Source organism: Nocardia sp. NPDC004568, from assembly GCF_040609955.1.
GTDB lineage: Bacteria > Actinomycetota > Actinomycetes > Mycobacteriales > Mycobacteriaceae > Nocardia.
Genome location: NZ_JBEXLL010000051.1, coordinates 15025 through 32021 on the forward strand (window position 1 = coordinate 15025; position 16997 = coordinate 32021).

12 protein-coding genes and 4 pseudogenes are annotated in these 16997 nt (G+C 69.7%); 8 read left to right on the forward strand and 8 right to left on the reverse strand.

What is annotated here, in order from left to right:
* The first annotated feature begins 18 nt into the window (after nucleotides 1–18).
* The 4 genes and pseudogenes from ABZV91_RS21735 (at nucleotide 19) to ABZV91_RS21750 (ending at nucleotide 4570) form a co-directional block, all read left to right on the forward strand.
* Nucleotides 19–1626: an ABC transporter substrate-binding protein gene (locus ABZV91_RS21735; protein ID WP_355244545.1), complete on the forward strand. Its 1608-nt coding sequence runs from the start codon at nucleotides 19–21 to the stop codon at nucleotides 1624–1626.
* A pseudogene (locus tag ABZV91_RS21740) lies at nucleotides 1623–2174 on the forward strand (ABC transporter permease); the annotation flags it as partial. The gene ABZV91_RS21735 and the pseudogene ABZV91_RS21740, both read left to right, overlap by 4 nt.
* Before the next feature lie 110 nt (nucleotides 2175–2284).
* Nucleotides 2285–3397 (forward strand): annotated as a pseudogene (locus tag ABZV91_RS21745) (LLM class flavin-dependent oxidoreductase); the annotation flags it as partial.
* A 39-nt stretch (nucleotides 3398–3436) separates the two neighbouring features.
* Nucleotides 3437–4570, forward strand: a complete 1134-nt coding sequence (locus ABZV91_RS21750) for an LLM class flavin-dependent oxidoreductase (protein WP_355244640.1) — start codon at nucleotides 3437–3439, stop codon at nucleotides 4568–4570.
* Nucleotides 4571–4676: 106 nt separating this feature from the next.
* Here ABZV91_RS21750 and ABZV91_RS21755 read toward each other — a convergent pair whose 3' ends face one another.
* On the reverse strand, nucleotides 4677–5399 hold the full coding sequence (locus ABZV91_RS21755; protein WP_355244548.1) for an SDR family oxidoreductase: 723 nt from the start codon (nucleotides 5397–5399) through the stop codon (nucleotides 4677–4679).
* 90 nt (nucleotides 5400–5489) lie between these two features.
* Between ABZV91_RS21755 and ABZV91_RS21760 the strand changes: the two genes are divergently transcribed.
* Together ABZV91_RS21760 and ABZV91_RS21765 are read left to right on the forward strand one after the other, a co-directional pair.
* Nucleotides 5490–5924 (forward strand): MarR family transcriptional regulator, encoded by a 435-nt coding sequence (locus ABZV91_RS21760; protein ID WP_355244551.1) that lies wholly within the window; start codon nucleotides 5490–5492, stop codon nucleotides 5922–5924.
* Nucleotides 5925–6370: 446 nt separating this feature from the next.
* Nucleotides 6371–7077: pseudogene (locus ABZV91_RS21765) on the forward strand (SDR family NAD(P)-dependent oxidoreductase).
* Nucleotides 7078–7333: 256 nt separating this feature from the next.
* On the opposite strand, the gene ABZV91_RS21770 reads toward ABZV91_RS21765, so the two are convergent.
* From ABZV91_RS21770 to ABZV91_RS21795, 6 genes and pseudogenes are all read right to left on the reverse strand, one after another.
* Nucleotides 7334–8680: an LLM class flavin-dependent oxidoreductase gene (locus ABZV91_RS21770; protein ID WP_355244554.1), complete on the reverse strand. Its 1347-nt coding sequence runs from the start codon at nucleotides 8678–8680 to the stop codon at nucleotides 7334–7336.
* A complete protein-coding gene (locus tag ABZV91_RS21775; RefSeq protein WP_355244557.1) occupies nucleotides 8677–9423 on the reverse strand; it encodes an ABC transporter ATP-binding protein in 747 nt (248 codons plus the stop codon). The genes ABZV91_RS21770 and ABZV91_RS21775 overlap by 4 nt, the downstream gene beginning before the upstream one ends.
* On the reverse strand, nucleotides 9399–10199 hold the full coding sequence (locus ABZV91_RS21780) for an ABC transporter permease (RefSeq protein ID WP_355244643.1): 801 nt from the start codon (nucleotides 10197–10199) through the stop codon (nucleotides 9399–9401). The genes ABZV91_RS21775 and ABZV91_RS21780 overlap by 25 nt, the downstream gene beginning before the upstream one ends.
* 59 nt (nucleotides 10200–10258) lie before the next feature.
* Nucleotides 10259–11347, reverse strand: a complete 1089-nt coding sequence (locus ABZV91_RS21785; RefSeq protein WP_355244560.1) for an ABC transporter substrate-binding protein — start codon at nucleotides 11345–11347, stop codon at nucleotides 10259–10261.
* 124 nt (nucleotides 11348–11471) lie between these two features.
* Nucleotides 11472–12377, reverse strand: a pseudogene (locus ABZV91_RS21790) (alkaline phosphatase D family protein); the annotation flags it as partial.
* Nucleotides 12378–12470: 93 nt separating this feature from the next.
* The gene (locus ABZV91_RS21795) at nucleotides 12471–12656 is read right to left on the reverse strand and encodes a hypothetical protein (RefSeq protein ID WP_355244563.1); all 186 of its coding nucleotides are present in this window, start codon (nucleotides 12654–12656) and stop codon (nucleotides 12471–12473) included.
* 461 nt (nucleotides 12657–13117) lie between these two features.
* On the opposite strand from ABZV91_RS21795, the gene ABZV91_RS21800 reads away from it, so the two are divergent.
* Both ABZV91_RS21800 and ABZV91_RS21805 read left to right on the forward strand, forming a co-directional pair.
* Nucleotides 13118–14071: an ATP-dependent DNA ligase gene (locus ABZV91_RS21800; RefSeq protein ID WP_355244646.1), complete on the forward strand. Its 954-nt coding sequence runs from the start codon at nucleotides 13118–13120 to the stop codon at nucleotides 14069–14071.
* A gap of 148 nt (nucleotides 14072–14219) precedes the next feature.
* Nucleotides 14220–15656, forward strand: a complete 1437-nt coding sequence (locus ABZV91_RS21805; protein ID WP_355244566.1) for a glycosyltransferase family 39 protein — start codon at nucleotides 14220–14222, stop codon at nucleotides 15654–15656.
* Here ABZV91_RS21805 and ABZV91_RS21810 read toward each other — a convergent pair.
* Nucleotides 15653–16996, reverse strand: a complete 1344-nt coding sequence (locus ABZV91_RS21810) for an APC family permease (protein ID WP_355244569.1) — start codon at nucleotides 16994–16996, stop codon at nucleotides 15653–15655. The genes ABZV91_RS21805 and ABZV91_RS21810 overlap by 4 nt on opposite strands.
* Nucleotide 16997: the final 1 nt, after the last annotated feature.

Here is a 16997-nt window from a genome sequence, read left to right on the forward strand (position 1 = left end):
TGCGATCCGGAGAACTCGATGAAACGACCCGTGGCCCTGTTCGGGGTATTCGCCGCGACGTTCGCCCTCGCGGCGTGCGCAGGTGGGGTGACCCAGACCGGTGTCAGCGGTCCGCCGCAGCCCGGCGGCACCCTGCGGTATGGACTTTCCCAGGCCCCGACCTGCTCCGATCCGGCGCAGGGCGGTACCAACCAGACGATCTACGTCACTCGCCAGATCGCCGACTCGCTGACCGATCAGGATCCGGGGACCGGTGAGATCCGGCCGTGGCTGGCGCAGCGCTGGGAGGTGAGCCCGGACGCGCGGACCTTCACCTTTCACCTGCGTGACGGCGTCACCTTCAGCGACGGCACCCCGCTGACCGCGGAATCGGTCCGTGCCACGCTCGATTCGATCGTGCACGTCCTGGGCGGCGCCAAAGCGCCGCTGGCGGCCACCTACCTCGCCGGCTACACCGGCACCGACGTGGTGGACCCGCAGACCGCGCGAGTGCGTTTCAGCACCCCGAATGTCCAGTTCCTGCAGGCGACCTCGACCCCGCAGCTCGGCATTCTCGCGGCCGCCACCACCGCGGAGGAAGCCGAACAGCGCTGCCTCGGCGATACCATCGGCAGCGGCCCGTTCACCTACGGCGAGTACCGCCAGGGTGATTCGGTGACGCTCGTCAAACGCGCCGGATATCAGTGGGGCTCCGCGGTGTTCGGGCACCAGGGTGAGGCCTACCTGGACCGGATCGAATTCACCGTCGTCCCGGAGTCCGGGGTGCGCACGGGCAGTCTGGTATCCGGTCAGCTGGACGCGACCAGCGACGCCCTGCCGCAGGACGCGCCGCAGATCGAAGCCGCGGGCGGGCACGTGGCCACCGCCTCCAACCCGGGAATCACCTTCGGTCTGCAGCCGAATGTGACGCGAGGCCCGCTGCGCGACCGCGCGGTGCGCACCGCGCTGCTGTCCGCGGTCGACCGGCAGGAACTCGTCGACACGGTGCTGGGTCCGCAGTTCCGTCCGGCGACCGGTCCACTGGCCCATACGACGCCCGGCTACCTGGATCTGAGCGGCGAACTCGGCCTCGATATCGACGCGGCGAAGCGGGCGCTGGACGCGGCGGGCTGGATCCCGGGCGGAGACGGGATCCGCGCCAAGAACGGTGAACGGTTGTCGTTCGGCGTGCTGTTCAGCGCGGCGTTCGCCGGGAACCAGGCCATCCTGGAACTCCTCCAGCAGCAACTGCGGGTGGTGGGCGTGGACCTGCGGCTGGAACCGGCCGCCAACGCCGACTACACGGTGCGGCAGAACACCAAGCATTTCGACACCATCTACTACAACGTCACCCGCGCCGACGGCGATATCCTGCGCACCAATTTCGGCCTGGACGCCCGTAACCTGAACGACCGCGGCGCGATCCCGCCGCTGGACGCGGCGCTGTCCGGCCAGCTGGCCACCGTAGACAGCGCGCAGCGGCTCCAGCTGATCGGGCAGGCGCAGCGGCTGCTGCTCGACGAGGGTCTGTGGATCCCGACCATCGAACTCTCCCAGGCCATCGGGGTCGCGAACACCGTTCAGGGCTTGACCTTCGAGGCCTCGGCGCGTCTGCAGTTCTACGACACCTGGCTGAGCGGCCGATGACGACACCGACCCGGTATGTGCTGCTGCGTGTGCTCCAGGCGGGCGGTGTCCTGTGGGCGGCCTTCACGGTCTCTTTCGCGGTGTTGTACCTGCTCCCCGCCGATCCGGTGCAGCTCGCCGTGGACGCCAACCCCGGTACCCCGGTCGACGCCGCCGCGGTCGCCGAACTGCAGGCCCGCTACGGGCTGGACAAACCGGTGTGGGAGCAGTACGCCACCGCGATGGTCCACGCGGTGCGCGGTGACCTCGGACATTCGCTGAGCACCGGCCAGACCGTCGTCGAGGCCATCGGGGAGGCGCTGCCCTCCACGCTGGCGCTGGCCGGTACGACCCTGGCGCTCGCCGTGGTGTTCGGCGCCGCGCTGGCGTTGGCCGCGTCCTACACCGAACGCACCTGGTTGCGCGACCTGCTGACCGCGCTGCCGCCGGTCGGGGCGGCCATGCCCACCTTCTGGGTCGGCCTGCTCCTGCTGCACCTCTTCTCGTTCCAGTTGCGCCTGGTTCCCGCGTTCGGGGGCACCGGGTTCAGCGGCACGATCCTGCCGGCCGCTGGCGCTGGCCGCCTTCGTGGACCGGGTACCGGCCCCGCTCACCACCCTGCGCGGCAGGCTCGGTCTGCCGCGTCCGCGCAACCGCTACGCGACCGAACGGGGCTGATATGCCGAAAACGCAGTCGGGTAAGCAGATCCATCTCGCCGCCCACTTCCCGGGCGTGAACAACACCACCGTCTGGACCGATCCCCGATCCGGTAGCCAGATCGACTTCGGATCCTTCGCCCACCTGGCCCGGACGGCCGAACGCGGACTGTTCGATTTCTTCTTCCTCGCCGAGGGGCTGCGGCTACGCGAACACCGCGGCCGGATCCACGATCTGGATGTGGTCGGCCGTCCCGATACGTTCACGGTGCTCAATGCCCTTGCCGGGGTCACCGACCGGCTGGGCCTGGCGGGCACCATCAACACGACCTACAACGAACCGTTCGAGTTGGCGAAGCAGTTCACCACCCCGCTCCCCGAGTTCGGCTATCGCAGTGACCAGTTCGATATCGAGGGCACATTCGTGCTCCCGCGCAGCCCACAGGGATACCCGGTGCAGTTGCAGGCCGGGGATTCCGAGGAGGGCCGGGAGTTCGGTGCCGCCACCGCGGACGCGATCTTCAGCCGGCACGGCGAACTCGCGGAGGGACAGCGGTTCTACACCGATATGAAGGGCCGGCTCGCCAAGTACGGCCGCCACCGCGACGACCTGCTGATCCTGCCCGCGGCCACCTTCGTGCTCGGCGACAACCGGGCCGACGCCGAGGAACGCGCGCGACACATCCGGACTCAGCAGGTCGGTCCGCAGACCGCCATCGCCTTCCTGGAACAGGTCTGGGGCCGCGACCTGTCCGGCTACGACCCCGACGGCCCACTGCCCGATATCGAACCGCTCGACGATGTGACGATCACCCGGGGCCGGGTGCGTCACGCCCGGGATCCGCGCGCGGTCGCCGAGCAGTGGCGGGCCCGGGCCGAAGCGGAGAACCTGACCATCCGCGAACTGATCATCGAGGTCACCGCGCGTCAGCAGTTCGTCGGATCACCCGCGCAGGTCGCCGCCGAAATCGACCGCTACGTCCAGGAGGACGCCGCCGACGGATTCATCCTGGTGCCCCACCTCACCCCCGCCGGGCTGGACGAATTCGTCGACGAGGTGATCCCGGAGCTACAGGACCGCGGCACCTACCGCACCGAGTACACCGGCGCGACCCTGCGCGACCACCTGGGTCTGCGTCATCCCCATCGAGCCGACGAGAAAGCGCGTAGCCTCATGACGGTACCTCTGTCCGTTCTGGACCTGTCGCCGATCAGCACCGGATCCACCGCCCGGCAGGCGATCCGCAACACCATCGACCTGGCCCGGCACGCCGAGGCGTGGGGGTACCGGCGGTTCTGGGTGGCCGAACACCATTTCGTCGCGGTCGCCTCCTCGGCACCGGCCGAACTGATCGCCCTCATCGCCGGTGCCACCGAGACCATCCGGGTCGGTTCGGCCGCGGTCCAGGCCGGGTACCGCACCTCGGCGTCCATCGTCGAATCGTTCGGCACCATCGACGCCCTGCACCCCGGCCGGCTCGATCTGGGGCTGGGTCGGTCGGCGCATCGGATCGGACAGCTCCGGTCCCCGTCCGCCCCGGCCGCGTCCGCCCCGCAACGGCCGACCGAGATCCGCGACGGGGTGGTGATCCCGCCGCCGTTCGCGCCCGACGGGATCCGCGACACCACCCGGCTCGTGGCCTCGCTGGACGCGCTGCGGCTACCGGGCGCCGAACCGCTCGACTACACCCGGCAGGTCGAGGAGATCCGCTCCCTGCTCGCCGGCACCTATTCGACCGCAGACGGCGTCGACCTGCACGCCGTGCCCGGGGAGGGCGCCGGGGTCGAATTGTGGTTGTTCGGCAGCAGCGGTGGCGAGAGCGCTCGGCTGGCCGGTTCGCTGGGCCTGCCGTTCGTGGCCAACTACCACGTGTCCCCGGGCACCGTGCTGGAGACCGTCGAGGGCTACCGGAAAGCGTTCCGGCCCTCGCCGCGCTATCCGGAACCGTATCTGGTGGTTTCGGCCGACGTCGTGGTCGCCGCGCAGGAGTCGACCGCCCGGCATCTGGCCTCCACCTACGGGCACTGGGTAGCCAGTATCCGTAGTGGCGCGGGGGCCGCGGAATATCTCGACCCCGCTACCGCACCGCCGCTGACCGACGATCAGCGGCGGCTGGTCGACGACCGGGTGAACACCCAATTCGTCGGAACCCCCGGTTCGGTCGCCGCGCGCCTGTCCGCGCTGCGCGACCTCACCGGCGCCGACGAACTGGTCGTCACCAGCGTCACCCACCGGCACGAGGACCGCCTCACCTCGCACCGCCTCCTGGCTGAGGAGTGGGGCCTGACCCGCGCCCGCGCCGCGTAGCCGCGCCACCTACCCGGCCACCCCGGTGACCTCGACACGCGTCGGTGGTCGTTCGTCCATGCGGGGACGGCCGGTCGCCGGGCGGAGGAGCGGACCGCAGTCGAGCTCAGAAGGCCCCGCCCGAGGCCGGGATGGACGCACCGGTGATCCACCGGGCCTCCTCGGATACGAGGAAGCCGACGATATCGGCGATATCGTCGGGTTCGCCGACTCGGCCCATCGGAATCGTCGCGGCGATCCGGTCGATCTGCCCGACCCCCGCGGCGGCCAGTGCGTCGGTGTGTACGGCGCCGGGCAGCACACTGTCGACCGTGATCGCGCGGGGGGCGAGTTCCCGGGCGAGCACCCGCACCAGCTGTTCGGAGGCGGCTTTGCCGGCCGCGTAGAGCCCGGAGCCGGGCCGGTGGGTGATCGTCGCGCCGGACGACACCAGCACGATCCGCCCACCGTCGCGCAACCGGTTCGCGGCCTCGCGCAGGACGTAGAAGGTGGCTTTCGTATTGATCGCGAACTGCTGGTCGAAGTCGTCGTCGGTGGCCTCGGCGAGGGGGGAGAAGCGGGCGATGGCGGCGTTGCTCACCACGATGTCGAGAGCGCCGAATGTCTGCTCGGCGGAGTCGAAGAGGGCGCGGACCTGTTCGGGATCGGTGATATCCGACCGGAAGGCCAGCGCGCGGCCGCCGCGGGCCTCGATCGCGGTGACGACCTGCGCGGCGGCCGCCCGGTCGGTGCGATAGTTCACCGCGACCGAGGCGCCGGTGTCGGCGAGTCGCCGGGCGATCGCCCGGCCGATCCCGCGGGAGCCTCCGGTGACCACTGCGACGGGCACGGTTACCTCCAAAAGTAGGTGATATGGATAGTCGACATACTCGACTAACTATCGTGCCCAGTCAACTGTCGATCAACTAAACTGCTCGTCGTGGCAGTGAACGATCACGACCTGGTTGCCGCCCTCGGCGGGCTCTATCGTGAGGTCAACGCGTTCTATGGGGCGATAGCCCGCGAATTCGGGCTCACCGCACAGCAGATCGCCCTGCTCTGCCTGGTGCAGGCCCAGCACCCGACGTTCGGCGAACTCGCCGCCGCGCTCGGTTGCGACAAGACCAATATCACCGGCATGGTGGACCGACTGGAACGCCGCGGTTACGTGGCACGGCAACCGGATCCGGCCGACCGCCGGATCAGCCGTGTGGCGCCGACCGCCGCGGGCGTAGCGATCGGCGCGGATATCCAGGCGGCCATCGCCGGAAAACTCGCCGCCACCCTGCCACATGTCGCGCGGATCGAACTGGCCAGCGCCGCAACCGATCTGGTCGCCGCCCTGGCCGACCGCGGCGGAACGCGCCAGGTGTAGTCGCCCGGACGGTATGGCCGGGTGCCGTGAGCGGTTCCGAAGCTCGAGACGCGCCGGCGCCCGGCCCGTGAATATGCGGAACCTGAGTGGCCTTTGCCGTGACCGGCGCGGCAAAAGCATTGGTACAACTGGGTCGCCGAGACCCCACCGGCGACGTGGTCGGGCTGTTGGGGCTGCGAAAGAAGCCGTCACCCCGAGGCGGGTACGGGCTCTACCGCCATCACCCCCGGACTCACCGCCTCGCGTCGCTCACCCCTCTCGACGGGCCCGGCGAAGCTGGACGGCGACTCGAGGAGCTATCGGCGTGTACCCGGAGCGGCGCCGTTGCGGGCCGCCACCTTCCCGGCTACCGGGAAGGACTCCGCGGGACTCCCGGCCGGTCCGGTTCAGTAGCGGAACGTGTCACACGATGCGCTGGGTGATCGGTCGGGCAGTGGAGGGAGTCGATGGTGGGTCCGGAACGAATCGTGGTGGTTACCGGTGCCAGTCGCGGCGCGGGCAAGGGAATCGCTGTGGCCCTGGGGGAAACCGGGGCAAAGGTCTTCGTCACGAACACGGCCGCCTCGATATTCTGGTCGACAATGCCTTCGCTGTGCCGGATGGCCTGACCGAGAAGGGGCCGTTCCGGGAGAAGCCGCTGACGCTGCTCGGCCCGTTGGACGTCGGTATGCGCTCGAGCTACGTCGCGAGCTACTACGCCGCACCGTTGCTGGTGGCCGATGGTGGTGGGTTGGTCGTGAACACCTCGTCGTTCGGTGGCACCTGCTACATGCACGGGCCCGCCTATGGTGCGGGCAAGGCGGCGGTGGACAAGATGGCGCACGATATGGCCGTCGATTTCCGTCCGTGGAACGTAGCGGTGGTCTCGATCTGGATGGGTCTGCTCATGACCGAACGCACGCTCGCCGGATTCGCCGCGAATCCGGGCGCATACGACGGGCTTGCCGCGACCGCCGAGTCGCCGGAGTTCACCGGCCGCGTCATCGACGCCCTCGCCCGCGATCCGGAATTGATGAACCGGTCCGGTCGGGTGCTCATCGGCGCGGAGATCGCGCAGGAACTCGGCGTCGAGGACACGCGGGGACAGCGCCCACCGTCGCACCGCCTGTTCCTCGGTGACCCTCCGGTGTTCTCCGACGCGGTCATCGACTGAACGCGATACCACCACAATTCGCTCGTCACCTCGGAGCGGGCAACGCTGGTCGGCCGCCGAGCCGGAGCCGAGCCGGGGCCACTGCCACGCGCCTACCGCAACGCAACCGGCGCCGCCGCGGTCGGAAATGCGCAGGGCAGTACCGACCGCGCAGAGGAACGACTCACCATCCCTCATTACTACTACAGGGTGTAGTGAAACTGTGCCGGTGGCCTCATACGGTCACCACCTCGCGGGGCGACTACAGCCGTCGCCGCTACCCGGCCACCGGTTGCGGCGCGTAACGGCTCGCCGGTTTGGGCAGGCCGAAATGGTCGCGCAGGGTGGTGCCGCTGTACTCGGTCCGAAACAGCCCGCGCTGCCGCAGGATCGGAACCACGGTGTCGGCGAAGACCTCCAGGCCGCCGGGGTAGTAGGGCGGCATCACATTGAAACCGTCCGCGGCGCCGGAGCGGAACCACTCCTCGATGGTGTCGGCCACCTGCTCCGGGGTGCCCGCGAAGACCCGGTGCCCACGCGCACCCGCCAGCCGGTGCAGCAGACCGCGCAGGGTCGGCCGTTCCCGCTGCACAATCCCGGCCACCACCTGCCGCCGGCTCGCCGAATTGTCGGTGACATCACCGGCGTCGGCGAACAATTCGACCGGCACCGGTTCGTCGAGTTCCAGATGCCGCAGCGATTCGTGTGCCAGCGATTCCAGCTGCTTCAAGCCGTATTCGGGCACGGTGAGCTCGTTGAATTCCCGTTCCAGCTGCTTGGCCTCCGACTCGGTGCCCGCGATGAACGGGCTGATCCCGGGCAGGATCTTCACGTGGTCGGGTTCGCGGCCGAAATCGGCCGCCCTTTGTTTGATATCACGGTAGAACGCCTGGGCGTCGCTGAGCCGCTGATGCGCGGTGAAGATCGCCTCGGCGTACCGACCGGCGAAGGCGCGACCGTCGTTGGACGCTCCCGCCTGCACAAGGACCGGGTACCCCTGCGGCGTGCGGGCCGCGTTGAACGGTCCGCGTACCCGCAGGTGTTCGCCCGCGAAATCGATGGGATGGATCTTGTCCGGGTCCGCGTACCGGCCGCCGGCCCGATCCAGCAGGATCGCGTCGTCCTCCCAGCTGTCCCACAGCGCGGTGACCGCGTCGACGAATTCCCGGGCCCGGGCGTAGCGCTCGGTGTGATCGGGATGGCGGTCCAGCCCGAAATTGGCCGCGGCCAGATCGGTGCCGGTGGTGACGATATTCCAGCCCGCCCGGCCGCCGGAGATATGGTCCAGCGAGGAGAACAGCCGGGCCAGATTGTAGGGCTCGTAGTAGGTGGTGGACGCCGTGGCGATCAGACCCAGATGCGTGGTCGCCGCGGCGATCGCGGTCAGCAGTGTGATGGGTTCGAGCCCGGGCGCGGCGTTGTAGGCCACATTGGTACGCAGCGCCGGTCCGTCGGCGAAGAACACCGCGTCGAAGGTCGCGGCCTCGGCGGTCCGGGCGATCTCCTGGTAGTAGCGGACATCGTAGATCCGGTCGGGGCGGCTTGCCGGATGGCGCCAGGCCGCCTCGTGGTGCCCGGCGGGATAGATGAACGCGTTCAGACTCAGCCGGCGGGGTTCGGTCATCGGGCATCGTCCTCGTACGGAGTGGATTCGGTGGAGACACCGAGCGCGGCCAGGAGTCGTTCGCGGTAGTGGGCGACGGCGGGATCACCGTGCCGGCGCGGGCGGGCCTGCTCGATGGACAGGTCGACGGCGATGCGGCCCTCATCGAGGACGAGCACCCGGTCGGCGAGCAGCACCGCCTCGTCCACATCGTGCGTGACCAGTAATACCGCGGGGCGGTGCCGGGCGCAGAGATCTTGGAGCAGTCCGTGCATCCGGATCCGGGTGAGCGCGTCCAGCGCGCCGAACGGTTCGTCGGCCAGCAGCAGCGCCGGTTCACGCACCAGGGACCGGGCCAGCGCCACCCGCTGCTGTTCACCGCCGGACAGTTCCCGCGGCCAGGCCTTCTCGCGGCCGGCCAGGCCGACCTCGGCCAGCGCGTCCCGGCCGCGCTGCGCGGCGCCCGGACCGCTCAGGCCGAGCGTGACATTGTCGAGCACCCTGATCCACGGCAGCAGCCGGGAATCCTGGAACACCACCGACCGCTCCCGGGGGACCGTCAGTTCACCGTCGCCGGCGACATCGTGGTCCAGTTCGCCGAGTGCGCGCAGCAGGGTGCTCTTACCGGAGCCGCTACGACCCAGCAGCGCCACGAATTCGCCCCGCGCGATGTCGAGATCGACTCCACGCAATACGATCCGGTCCCCGAACCCGCGCCGCAGCGCGCGAACGCGGACGGTCAGTCCGACAGTGTCTGTCGCCATGCCAGTGCCCTCCTCTCCAGCGCGCGGACGGCCAGGTCACCGAAGAGCCCCAGCAGGCCGTAGATCACCAGTCCGACCACGATCACGTCGATCTGCCCATAGGTGCGCGCCTGGGTCATCAGATAGCCGATACCGCTGGTGGCATTCACCTGCTCCACCACCACCAGGGCCAGCCACGAGATCGTGACCGCCAGGCGCAGGCCGGTGAAGAAGCCCGGCAGGGAACCGGGTAGCGCGACCCGGCGGATGAAACCCCACCGGGACAGGCCGACCGTCCGCGCCAGCTCCACATAGCGCGCGTCGACCCCGCGCAGGGAGGCGTGCGTGTTGATGTACACCGGCACCAGCACACTGGCGGTGATGACGACGAGCTTCATCTCCTCCCCGATCCCGAACCACACGATGAACAAAGGGATCAGCGCGAGGGTCGGAATGGAGCGTTTGATCTGCACCGGGCCGTCCACGAGGGCCTCACCGATCCGGCTCAGGCCGGAGACCAACGCGAGAACCACACCGATCGACACCCCGAGCACGAGACCGATCGCGGCCCGCTGCAACGAGGTGAGCAGATTGGACTGCAGGGTGCCCTCGGCGATCAGATCACCCGCTGTCCGGGCCACCTCCCACGGCGGAGGTAGCGTCTCGGCGTCGAGGACGCCGGACAGCGAACCGATCACCCAGGCGGCCAGCAGCAGTACGGGGCCCAGCGCGAAGCCGAACGGAATCGGCCGACCGGGTCCGAGGCGGACCCGGCGCGCGGTTCGGACGGACCGCACCGGTGATGCGAGCGGGGCGGAATCCCCCCGTACGCCCGCGGAGATATCCAAGGTGGCCACTACTGCGCCTCCCGTTCGAATCGTGCGCCCACGGCGGGCACGGTCTCGCTGATCACCTGGTCGAATCGGGTATCGAAACCGTCCGCGGCCTCGACCTTGCGCGGCAACTGACCGGCCGCGTCGATGACGTCGATGGTCGCCTGCTGCGCGTCGATCAGCTTCTGATCCAGATGGGGGAAGGTGAACTCCCCCAGCGAATCGACGATCCGGCCGGCATCGTCGGCGCTGAGCTTCTGATTCTCGATGTAGTAGATACGGGCCCACTCGTCCTGATGGGTATTGGTCCAGTGGAACGACCGCACGAAGGCTCCGACGAGGGCGCGCAGCGCGGCGGACTTCGCCGGATCCTGGGTCGCTTCCCGCCGGGAGTACAGATAGCCCAGGCCGTGATAGATACCGGTCGTTTCCGAATCGGCGATGACGCTCGCGCCCGGAGTCCGCAGGAAGCGGGTCAGCCGCGGCTCGTTCAACGGCGCGATATCGACCTGTCCGGTGCGGACCGCGTCGTTGAAATCGGCCAGCTGCAGCCGCACCAGCTCGACATCGGAGGTGGACAGGCCGGCCTTGTCCAGCGCCCGCAACACCGCAGCCTGCTGGGCCGTCCCCTCGGCGTAGGCGATCTTCTTACCCGCGAGATCGGTCAGGCGGGTCGCCGTGACACCCGGCGCGACAGCCAGTTTGATCCCCGTCGGATCGGTCTGGTATGCGGCGATGATCGGCACGTCCTGACCGGCGGCGAGAGCGTGGATCGGCGGTACATCGCCCACCGGCGCCACATCCGCCGCGCCCGCCCGGAACGCCTCCAGGATCTCCGGGCCGCCGATGAAATTCGCGAACTCCACCTCGAACGGCAACTTCTCCAGTTCACCGGAGGCGCGCAGCGCGGTCTGGAAACGCTCCTGCTGGTCGGCGACCACCAGAGTGGTGCCCGGCGGAATTTCGGTGGGCAGCGGCGTATCCAGCGCCGCGCCCCCGGGCCCGTCACTGCTGGTGCACCCGGTCAGCGCCATCCCGGCAGCGGCGACGGCGAGCAGCATCGCGGTCGACCGGAATCGGAGACGCGCGGCAAGAGAACGAGACTGGTGCATATCGGCATTGAAACAACGCCGCGGTCAGGAGGGAATGATTAATAAGACGGTGATCCGAACTGTATCCATCCGCCCCGCTCCGGAGCCGCGGACCGAGGTGGCCCGACCACGGGGGCGACCGTTAGCTGCGCAGATCCAGCATGGACAGTTCGGCGAGCGAGCCGAACCGTAGCCGCCGGTAGATCCGGGTCTCCCCGGCGGTGGTCTCCAGCCGGACCGGCATCCATTCCCCGTACGCGCGGATCGAGGCGGCGCGCCGATCCGCCCTGCTGCCCTCGGTGCCTGGGTCGTGGTTCTCCGCGCCGCCGGACCAGGCGTTGTTCGCGGATTCGTGGTCGTCCCAGGTGCAGATGAACGGCACCCGCGCGTGCAGAGCCATGAGGTCGGGGTCGGTCTTGTACTGTCCGTGCCGGATCCGGTAATCGGCGAGCGAGACGATCTCGTGCACCGGTTCGTGCTGCCGGACCGTCCCGGCGCGGCCCTCGAAGGATCCGGAGCGGTACTCGTAGAGGTAATCGCCCAGATGGACGACGGCGTCCAGATCGTCGCGGGCGGCGAGGTGGCGATAGGCGGCGAAATAGCCCGCCTCCCAGTCGGCGCAGGAGACCACACCGAAACGCAGGCGGGCAGGGGAATCCGTATCAGCGGGAGCGGTGCGGGTCCGGCCGACCGGCGACGTCGCGCCGAGGGCATGGAACCGGTAGTGGTATTCGTGCCCCGGGGCCAGGCCGCGTACGTCGACCTTCACCGTGTGATCGGAATCCGCGTCCGCGGTGAGCGAGCCACCGGCCACCCTCGTGGTGAACCCGGCGTCCTCGGCGATCTCCCACCGGACGGTGGCCGGGGCGCCGATTCCCGATCCCGGCAGGGCCTGTGGTCCGACGGTCACCCGGGTCCAGAGCACGACGCCGTCCGGCAGCGGATCACCGGAGGCGACGCCGTGCCCGAAGACCGGACTCTCCGCGGCCGCGGCCGGTAGGGGTACCGCGGCTGCCGCCGCCCCCGCGCGTAGTACGGTCCGGCGGTCCAGTGCGACCGGGACTCCGATGTTCGAAACGCTGCCGTTTCCGCTCACGTTCTCCGATCACAGCCGATCGCGCGGAAATCGGCAAATCGGGGGGCATCAGGCCGCGTCGGCATCCCGGTTACGGAGTTCGAGGGTTACCCGGCGGGTGAGATAGCCGGCCGCCCACGGGGCGAATTCGCGGGCGATCCAGGCGCTGTGCCGGTCGTCGAGTCCGAGGAGGCGGCAGACGTGTCGCAGGTCCTCGCGCATCCACAGGGTGTCGCGCTGGGTGATGTCGCTCATTGCTGCTCCGATGTGCCGGGAAATGGTAGAAGCGCGTTGTCCGGACATCGGTATTGCGGCACCGGATGTTTCGTGGGCCGGTCACCGACGGCCGCCGTCACCGGCGGATGTCGTCACCGGCGGATGTCGTGATCCTGGTGTTTCGAGTGCTTCTGCTTGCGGCGGTACTGCTTACCCGACGGGATCGGCCGCGCGGCGTTGGACGAGCGCCGGGCGTGCCGGCGTCGCCAGCCGGTCAGATCCGGGCGTTCCTCGGGTGGTCGGGAGTCGGGGGGAGTCGGTGTCGGGGTTCGTGGTGGCACAGGGTAACCCTCCGGATCGTTCGCCCGGCGCGCAACCGAAATATCGTCCTGCCGCAGAGTGGCGGCCCGGTTCCGGAACCGCGAGCGCGGCATGCGCGGACGCCGCCACGGGGACGGCTCATGGTTGACCCCGGTGGCGCCGGCGGGCAGGGTGAGGCGATGGCCAGTGACGAGGTCCGCCGCGGCGTTCCGGTGACGAATCCGGACCAGCCGCTGTTCGACGGCGCCGAGGCGACCAAGCGAGACCTGCTGGACTATCTGGAGGCCATCGGGGAACGCCTGGTGCGGGTACTGCGGGACCGCCCACTGTCGGTCGTGCGCGTCCGGCCGGGGCAGGAACCGTTCATGCAGAAGAACCTGCCGAAGTACACGCCGGAGTGGGTCCGGCGGACCACTGTCTGGGCGGAGAGTTCGCGGCGCGAGATCTCCTATGCGCTGTGCGATGATATGCCGACCCTGCTGTGGTTCGGCAATCAGCGTGCCGTCGAATACCACCCGACTCTGGTCACCTCCGATCCCGGCCCGGGGCCGACGCATCTCGTTCTCGACCTCGATCCGTCACCCGGGCAGACCTTCCGGCACGCGGCCGAGGCGGCGCGGTTGATCCGAGCGGCGTTGACGGACGCGGGTTTGGCCGGGGCGGTGAAGACCAGCGGAGCCAAGGGTGCCCATGTGTTCGTGCCGATCACACCGGGCACCCGCCATGAGGACGCGGCCGCGGCGACGCGGGCCATCGCCGCCCGGGCCGAGCGCCTCGATCCCGGTTTCGCCACCACAGCGTTCATCAAGGAGGACCGCGGGGGCAAGGTCTTCCTCGACCCGACACGTACCGGCGGCGCGACCGTCGTCGCGGCCTACAGTCCGCGTATCCGACCCGGGGTTCCCGTGTCGTTCCCCCTCGACTGGGCCGATCTGGACGAGGTGACGCCGGCGGACTTCACGATGCGTACGGTGCCGGCCCTGGTGGCGGATACCGACCCCTGGTCGGCCGCCATGCCCGAACCGCAGGTGCTTCCGGGCGATCTGGTCGCGGAAGGCCATACCATTCCGATCCCCCGGGTCCAGGCGATGCACGAGGGCAAACGGCGTGCGCGTGCCCGCCGGACCACCTGACAACGCCGCCTCGCGGACAGCGACCGGCGGCCGCGGAACCGTGCCGTCGCGGCATTCCGGATACCGAGCGAGCGGCCGGACGTCCGTGCGAGGATCGATACGGGCGCAGCGGCACACCGGTCCGCCGCCGGCAGCATAGGACGGCGGAATGTACTGGGTGGCGGGTCTTTTCGCGGTCGTGCTGGCCGGGTGTGCCGGCCGGTACGGATACCACCGGGACGAGATGTACTTCCTGGCCGCGGGCCGGCGGCTCGACTGGGGGTACGCCGACCAGCCGCCGCTGGTGCCGTTGCTGGCCCGGGCGATGGCCGCGATCGACGCGGACTCACTGGTGGTCCTACGGCTCCCGGCGATCGTAGCGGCCACCGCGGTGATCGTGTGTACCGGCTGGGCGGCCCGTGAACTGGGCGGCGACCGGGCGGCACAGACGCTGGCCGCCGCGGCGGCGGCCTCCTCCGTGCTTCTGCTCGGCGGCGGTCATCAGCTCGGCACCGTGATTTTCGATCTGGCGGTGTGGTCGGCGCTGGTGGTGACGGTATTGCGGCTGCTGCGGCCGGAATCGGATCGGCGCTGGTGGTTGCTCGCCGGTGTGCTGGCGGGGATCGGCTTGCAGAACAAGACACTGCTGGCGTTACCGCTGCTGGTTCTCGTGTGCGCACTACTGCTGCTCGGCCCCCGAAAAGTGTTCGCCACCGGGTATTTTCCGGCCGCGCTCGCGATCGCCGCGGTGATCTGGGCGCCGAATCTGTGGTGGCAGGCGCGCAACGGACTACCGCAAATCGAAATGAGCCGAGCCATCGCAAGTGGTTCGTCGGGCACCTCGGACGGCCCGGCCGCCTTCGTGCTGCTGCAATTCGGCCTGATGGGGCCGCTGCTGGTGGTGCTGTGGGGCGCGGGTCTGTGGTGGCTGGCCCGGCAACCTCGCTACCGCGCCTTCACGCTCGCCTACGCACTGCTGTTCGTGGCGTATCCGGCCGCCGGTGGCAAGGCCTACTATCTGGGCGGGATGTATCCGGTGCTGCTGGCCGCGGGCGCCACCGCACTGGCCCCGGTGCTGCTTCGCGCCCGTGCGCGCCGCGCCGCGACGGCGGCGGTTCTCGCGCTGAACGCGGCGGTATCGGCGGTACTGTTCCTGCCGGTTCTTCCGGTGACCGCCCTGCGCGATTCGCCGATCCTCGCTCTCAACTACGATGCCGGCGAAACGATCGGCTGGCCGAGGTTCACCGACCGGATCGCGGAAGCCAGGGACCGGCTGGCGCCGGACGCGGAAATACTTACCGCCAACTACGGCGAAGCCGCGGCCATCGAACGTTTCGGCGCCCCGCACGGCCTCCCGGTCCCGCACAGCGGTCACAATGCCTACTGGTGGTGGGGGCCACCGGCCGATTTCCGTCCGATCCTCACCGTCGGTCTCACCCGCGCGGAGGTCGCGCGTTTCTGCGCCGATTCCGCTCCCGAAGCGGCGGGCCGAATCGACAACGGGCTCGGAATCGACAATGACGAGCAAGGAGCGGCGATGTATGTGTGCCGTACCGTCCGCGCGCCCTGGGCGCGGCTGTGGCCGGCGCAGCGGCAGCTGGGTTAGCTCTCTCGCCGTTCCGGGGCGTTGCGCGCTCCGGAGGGCACCGGTCCGGATTCGCGGGCGCGACGCGTCCGCACGAGTTGGGCACCGCCCACCACCAGACCGAGTCCGAGCAGGATCAGGCCGCGCGCCCACACGGCACCGTCGATCCGTGTGAACAAGAACAGACACGACGCCAGTCCGAGCCAGGGCGCCACGGTCGGGACTCGGAACGCGCCCGTGCCGTCCGGTTCCCGGCGCAGCAGGAGCACGGCCGCGTTGACCGCCGTGAACACGACCAGCAGGAGCAGGACCAGGGTTTCGGCGAGAGCCGCGATCTCGCCGGTCAGCGCCAGCAGCAGCGAGAGCGCCGTGGTCGCGAGTACGGCCACCCAGGGGGTCCGGCGGCGTGGGAGCAGCCGGGCCAGGACCCCGGGCAACAGACCGTCGCGGGCCATCCCGTAGGCGAGGCGGGAGGCCATGATGCCGGTCAGCAGTGCGCCGTTGGCGACCGCCACCAGCGCGATCACGGCGAACAGGCGTTCGGGCACCCCGCCGGCCGCCCGGACCACCTCCAACAGCGGACCGCTCGACTCGGCCAGGACCTCGGTGGGTACGACCGCCGCGGCGACCATCCCGAGCAGCACGTACACCAGACCCGCGGTGAGCAGCGCGCCGAACAGTGCCCGCGGGTACGCCCGGCGTGGATCCCGCACCTCCTCGGCCAGATTCACCGACGTCTCGAACCCGACGAACGAGTAGTAGGCGAGTACCGCGCCCGCGAGGGTGGCTCCGACCGCGCCGTGCTCGGGGGTGCCCAGCTCGACGAGCCGGCCGGGCTCGCCGCCGCCGCGGACGAGAACCCAGGCGCCCAGTCCGATGACCAGGAGCAGACCGCCGACCTCGACAGCCGTGGCGACCATATTCGCGCCCAGCGACTCCTTGACACCGCGGATGTTGAGCAGGGCAAGGACGCCCAGGAACAGCACGACGACGGCCGCGGTGGGCAGGGTGATCAATTCGGCCAGATAGTCCGAGGCGAAACCGCGCGCCAGCGCACCGACCGAGACGACACCGGCCGCGAGCATGCAGAATCCGATGAAGGCGCCCGCGGCCGGTCCGAGCGCCCGGGTCACGTAGTGGGCCGAGCCGCCCGCGCGCGGGAACCGGGTGGCCAGCTCCGCGTACGAGCCCGCGGTCAGGCAGGCCAGTACGAGCGCGGTGAGCAGCGGCACCCATACCGCCCCACCCGACTGCGCGGCTATATCGCCGATCAGCACGTACACCCCGGCGCCCAGCACATCGCCGAGCACGAACAGGTACAGCAGGTGGGTGGGCACGGTGCGCCGCAACGTCGTCGCCATA

Coding starts and splice junctions, on each gene's coding strand:
- ABZV91_RS21785 (WP_355244560.1), bottom strand. CDS start 11,347: ATGCACCAGTCTCGTTCTCTTGCCGCGCGTCTCCGATTCCGGTCGACC.
- ABZV91_RS21795 (WP_355244563.1), bottom strand. CDS start 12,656: ATGAGCGACATCACCCAGCGCGACACCCTGTGGATGCGCGAGGACCTG.
- ABZV91_RS21800 (WP_355244646.1), top strand. CDS start 13,118: ATGGCCAGTGACGAGGTCCGCCGCGGCGTTCCGGTGACGAATCCGGAC.
- ABZV91_RS21775 (WP_355244557.1), bottom strand. CDS start 9,423: ATGGCGACAGACACTGTCGGACTGACCGTCCGCGTTCGCGCGCTGCGG.
- ABZV91_RS21770 (WP_355244554.1), bottom strand. CDS start 8,680: ATGACCGAACCCCGCCGGCTGAGTCTGAACGCGTTCATCTATCCCGCC.
- ABZV91_RS21735 (WP_355244545.1), top strand. CDS start 19: ATGAAACGACCCGTGGCCCTGTTCGGGGTATTCGCCGCGACGTTCGCC.
- ABZV91_RS21810 (WP_355244569.1), bottom strand. CDS start 16,996: ATGGCGACGACGTTGCGGCGCACCGTGCCCACCCACCTGCTGTACCTG.
- ABZV91_RS21750 (WP_355244640.1), top strand. CDS start 3,437: ATGACGGTACCTCTGTCCGTTCTGGACCTGTCGCCGATCAGCACCGGA.
- ABZV91_RS21805 (WP_355244566.1), top strand. CDS start 14,220: ATGTACTGGGTGGCGGGTCTTTTCGCGGTCGTGCTGGCCGGGTGTGCC.